This is a genomic window from Megasphaera intestinihominis (genome assembly GCF_040096415.1).
In the GTDB taxonomy this organism is placed as follows: domain Bacteria; phylum Bacillota; class Negativicutes; order Veillonellales; family Megasphaeraceae; genus Megasphaera; species Megasphaera intestinihominis.
In genome coordinates this window covers 1-4955 of sequence record NZ_JBBMEU010000104.1, presented here as the reverse complement: position 1 = coordinate 4955, position 4955 = coordinate 1, and the positions used below count along the sequence as shown (strand labels likewise).

Annotated in this window: 4 protein-coding genes and 1 pseudogene; 2 read left to right on the top strand and 3 right to left on the bottom strand. The window is 46.9% G+C overall.

Annotation, left to right across the window (positions count from 1 at the left end; translation table 11 throughout):
- Positions 1–605: class I SAM-dependent methyltransferase (locus WMO23_RS10925; RefSeq protein WP_349174061.1), on the bottom strand; the 605-nt coding region annotated here is incomplete at its 3' end.
- A 143-nt stretch (positions 606–748) separates the two neighbouring features.
- Between WMO23_RS10925 and WMO23_RS10920 the strand changes: the two genes are divergently transcribed.
- Positions 749–1993, top strand: coding sequence for an AAA family ATPase (locus WMO23_RS10920; RefSeq protein WP_302512176.1), 1245 nt, complete (start codon positions 749–751; stop codon positions 1991–1993).
- Between the two features lie 14 nt (positions 1994–2007).
- Complete coding sequence (locus WMO23_RS10915; RefSeq protein ID WP_020311807.1) at positions 2008–2799, top strand: carbon-nitrogen hydrolase family protein; 792 nt, start codon at positions 2008–2010, stop codon at positions 2797–2799.
- An 89-nt stretch (positions 2800–2888) separates the two neighbouring features.
- Here WMO23_RS10915 and WMO23_RS10910 read toward each other — a convergent pair whose 3' ends face one another.
- Both WMO23_RS10910 and WMO23_RS10905 read right to left on the bottom strand, forming a co-directional pair.
- Positions 2889–4028: a DUF2249 domain-containing protein gene (locus WMO23_RS10910; protein ID WP_239639912.1), complete on the bottom strand. Its 1140-nt coding sequence runs from the start codon at positions 4026–4028 to the stop codon at positions 2889–2891.
- Positions 4009–4884 (bottom strand): annotated as a pseudogene (locus WMO23_RS10905) (IS30 family transposase); the annotation flags it as partial. The pseudogene WMO23_RS10905 and the gene WMO23_RS10910, both read right to left, overlap by 20 nt.
- Positions 4885–4955: the final 71 nt, after the last annotated feature.

Sequence of the window (4955 nt, the reverse complement as noted above, 5' to 3'; positions counted from 1 at the left end):
TGGACCTGGACGGAGGAGAAGCCGGCATCCTGGAAAATGGTTTCAAAGGTTTCCGGCGTCGGGTTATAGAGGTGGTAGCGTTCGATGTTTTCCCGGACGTCAGCGCTGAGGCCGTCGTGGCCGTAGATTTCGGCGATGAGCAGGAACGTGCCGCCTGGTTTCAGGACGCGATGGATTTCCTTCAGGTTTTCCGGCGGATTGGGCCAGAAATAGAAACTTTCGACGGTCGTGATTTTGTCAAAGGTTTGGTCGGTAAAGGGCAGGGCTTCGACAGAACCTTCGCAGACTGTCATTTTTCCGGCAGCTATATCGTCAGCATTCGTCTGGCGTGAGGTCTGGACCGACGTCGCTGAATAGTCCACGCCAGTCAGATGGCCCGTCGTGATGTGGGCGCTCATGCGATGGAGATTGGCTCCGCCGCCGCAGCCGATGTCCAGGACCGTTTCATCGCCGCGCCAATGGAAATGGGACAGGCCCCATGCCGTAAGGGCGGCATGGCTCTCATTCATGCGCGCCAGCATCTGCTGCCCCGCTTCCCCGGTCGGTCTGGCCGGATTGCCGGCCGTCGTAATGGCTTTTTGCCGTTCTTTTTCTGTATTGGTCATGATGATAACTCCTTTCGTAATCCTATCATCAAAATCATACCACGATGTCACAGTCAGAGAAAGGGTCGGCGGGCCAGAATTGGAAAATGTGCAGAATTTTGTTAGAATATAAGAAATGATGGCGCGGAATGGAGGCGAATGTGATGAATGACCGTATGCCTGTAGGAATAGATGATTTTCAGAAAGTTCGCGAAGGCTATTATTTCGTCGACAAGACGGATTTTATTAAGGACCTGATTGATAGTCATGGTGAAGTTACCTTATTGATACGGCCACGGCGTTTCGGGAAAACCTTGACAATGAGTATGCTGGACTGGTTCTTTTCAGCTGAAAAAGAAAAGGAAAGCCGGGAGCTCTTCCAAGGATTGCATATTGCTTCAGATGGTGCTGGATATATGAAGCATCGCGGCCAGTATCCTGTCATTTTTTTGACGCTGAAAGGCGTACAGAATGATACTTGGCAATCTTTATATGATTCCTTTTGTTTATTGATGCAGTCAGAATATGAACGGCATGACTATCTACTGAAGGGCAGCTTATTGAAACCGTCTGAACAGGCGTATTATAGACGCATCCTTGATTTGACCGGAAGTGAAGCAGATTATCAGGTCAGCTTGTTATACTTATCCCACTATTTACGCCGCTATTATGACAGAAAAACCATTATCCTGATTGATGAATATGATGCACCGATTCAATGTGCTTACGATCACGGTTTTTATGATAAAGCGATTTCTTATTTCCGGATTTGGTTCAACAACGCTTTAAAAAGCAATGCATCCCTGGCTTTTGCTGTTTTGACAGGGGTATTACGAATTGCTAAAGAAAGTATTTTCAGCGGCCTCAATAATTTAAAAGTATGTTCTGTTATGACTCGGATGTATGCTGATGTCATGGGATTTACCCCATATGAAATAAAGAAAATGGCGCAGGACCTGGCGATGGAAGGGGCTTTATCAGATATCCAGGCTTGGTACGATGGCTATCATTTTGGGGATCAGGATATTTATAATCCATGGTCGGTCATCAATTTTTTCGATCAAAAAGTTTTGGATGATTATTGGATTAATACATCGGGGAATTCGATTTTGAATCAGCTGATGCTGTCGCTGTCTGACGAAAAGCAACAGGATTTGATTTCTCTTTTACGTGGAGAAAGCATATCGGCCATGATTCGGGAAGGCATTATTTATGATGAAATCGGTAATGATGAAGATGCGCTGTATACGATGCTGCTTACAACGGGATATTTGACTCCCATATCTTGCGAAAAAGCCTTTGGCGGTTATTGGTGTGAATTGGTGATTCCGAATCGGGAAATCCAGAAAGTCTGGAAATATGGCATTTCCTTTTGTGGTAAGAAAATTTGTGTAAAACAGGCAGAGTGAAAGGAGCGAGGTTGATGCGGATTGCGATGATGCAGATGGCGATGACTGAGGATATGGAACGGAATTTACAGGTGAGTTATGAGGCTGTGAAGGAAGCGGCCGGGGTGGATCTGCTCTTCTTTCCGGAAGTGCAGCATATGCCTTTTTTGCCGCAGTACACGGCAGACGAGCTGCCGGATTATCTGCTGGACCCTGATGACCCGCGGGTGACGGCCTTTTATGACCTGGCACGGCAGGCACATTGCATGGTGTCGCCTAATCTCTATTTGCAATATCGGGGGCAGGCCTATGATACGTCTTTGTTCATCGACGAAAAGGGGAATCTGCTGGGAAAATCGGCTATGGTCCATGTCACCAGTGCGCCCCAGTTCTACGAACTCGATTACTATACGCCTTCGCCAGATGGTTTTCGCGTCTATGATACTTCTTTTGGGAAAATCGGCGTCGTCATCTGTTTTGACCGCCATTTGCCGGAAAGCATCCGCACTTGCGCTGCCATGGGGGCCGAATTGGTCTTGATACCGACGGCCAATTTGACGACAGAACCGTTAGACCTCTTTGAATGGGAAATCCGGGTCCAGGCCTATCAAAACAATGTCTTCATCGCCATGTGCAACCGCGTCGGCCGGGAAGGAGACGTTACCTTCGCCGGTCAGTCCCTGGTCGTCGACAGTGAAGGACAGACACTGTTCAAAGCGGGTGGGGAAGCCGGACTGGTATATTGCGATATCGACTTGGAAAAATGCAAAGCAAGCCGCCAGGCAAGGCCCTATATTACCTTGCGTCGGCCTGAATTCTATCGTTGAGAAGGGCCTTAAATTTAAAAACCTTCGCTACAAACTACAAACTTAAAACTCAAACAGAGGCTGTCTTAATGCGACAGCCTCTGTTTTTTTTACTTGCATCCTCCTTTTTTATCGGATAATTTTTCTCTTAGCATCTGGTTGATTTCATTTCTTTCTTTTCCCTGTTTTTCCATTTGTTTGATCAATTTATACGCATGAAACAGTGGGGACGGAGCGATTTCAGAACTGAAGAAGCCGATGCCCATGTTCCAGGCCAGCTGTTCGAATACGTCGTCCAGGGCTCTGGAGTCCAGGCCATTGGCATAGGCTTTCAGCAGTTCCCGCATGGCCTGCCGCATCCGTCCGGCACCGACGGCATTGGCCAGCGAAAGCAGGAGGCGGATGTTATAATCGAGATATCGTTTTTCGCTTTTCCAGGTCATATCCCAAAATTCTACAGCCAGTTCGCCCAGCTTTTCATCGATCATGGGATAGTTCGTGATGACCGCCGGCCGTTCTGGCGCATCTTCCACGTTCCCTTTTTCCTCGGTCCGATAGAAATAAGCGTGATATTCATGTTCTGCTGTTTTTTCTGTATAATGCTCATATCCCAGCATTTCCATGATCTCATAGAGGGGGATTGGTTCAAAACTTTGAATGACTTCCATCCCTTCGCCGACGGGAAGCTTGGCTGCCTGTTTTTTCAGCCCATCAAGGAAATTACCGGCGATGCCGCGCACATCAATTTTTTTAAAACTTGCCACTTTATCTTTCCATTCTATATTTTTCATGAGGTCTGCCCCTTTCTGTTGCCTGTTCATGATACGGTCATTACAGGCATTTTTTATTGTTTTCTTCGTCTTTCTGGAATGAGTATAGCATGGCAGGGGAGACAAGTATGTTGGTTTTATAACATAATTCGATAATAAACCGCACTCATGCTGAACTCCATTCTGATAAATAAAAAAATAGCCCGGCAAGGATACATCACCTTGCTGGACTATTATGCGCAAATTTGTAAAAACTAGAGAAACGTTGTGTACTGAACGGTACGCACGGTGGTGGGAGAGGTCGGGATTTAAAATAAAAAATCCCGATTTATTATTTACCCATAAGCCTTCATTTTTTCCATTACCGGCAATCCATACTGGATCTATGGTTTTCACTGAATAGGATATATCATAATAATTCTCCCGAATTGCAATAATAAGTTGAACACCCGGCGAACCTTTATGCAGTAAGTGCTGCAAGCATTTCTTCCCTAAAGCACTCCTCGGGTGTCTTATAGCCGAGTATTTTTCTTGGCAGGGTGTTGGCCCAGCACTCTACTCTGGAAATGTGTTCCACTGGGTAATCCTGGATTTTCTTCCCTTTGGGAAGAAATCGACGGAATAAGCCGTTGTGATTCTCATTCGTACCTTTGTCGCTAGAGCAGTACGGATGCGCATAATAGATCCGTGTGTGACTTAGTTTCTCTAGCTCCGACAGGCTAGAAAACTCACTGCCATTGTCTGTCGTAATGCTGAGGAACACTCGGCTGAAACAGCCGCGGAACATTCCATCCTTCAATTTTCTGAAGGCTGCTATTACAGAGGCACTTTCCTTGTTGGGCAGTTTTCTGATGAGGGAACAGCGTGTCTTGCGCTCAACCAGAGTCAGCAGTACTTCGTCCTTTGAGCGAGATCCCAGTACAAGGTCACACTCCCAATGCCCGAAATCCTGACGCTCATCCACAGAAGGATCGCGCTCATCTATACTGCGGCCGAACTTCTTCTTACGCTCACGAACCCGCTTCCTGGCGTTTTTTCGCTTGACGCGCAAGGGCAGGTCAATACTCTTGATTTTTCCTAGGAGCCCCAGCGTGACATAGTTGTACAGGGTTTTCGTACAGACCATCTCGCCACGTTGAAATTCTCCCGTAACCAGTGCCCTGCCAAAGCAGGCATCGAGCGACCAGTGATGTTCCTGAAGTCTCTTCTGCACATAGTCGAGGAATGCTCCCTTTGCTATGGCGTCGCATTTGCGACCACAGTTTTCGCGATGCGCCTCATAGGTGCTTTGCCCGTCTGCTGCGCGATAGCGTTCCACCTTGCCGTTATAGTATAATGGGCCTGTGAATTCAGACCAGTACTGAAAATTTTAAGAGTGCATGATATAGTATTAAGTAACGAAAATTG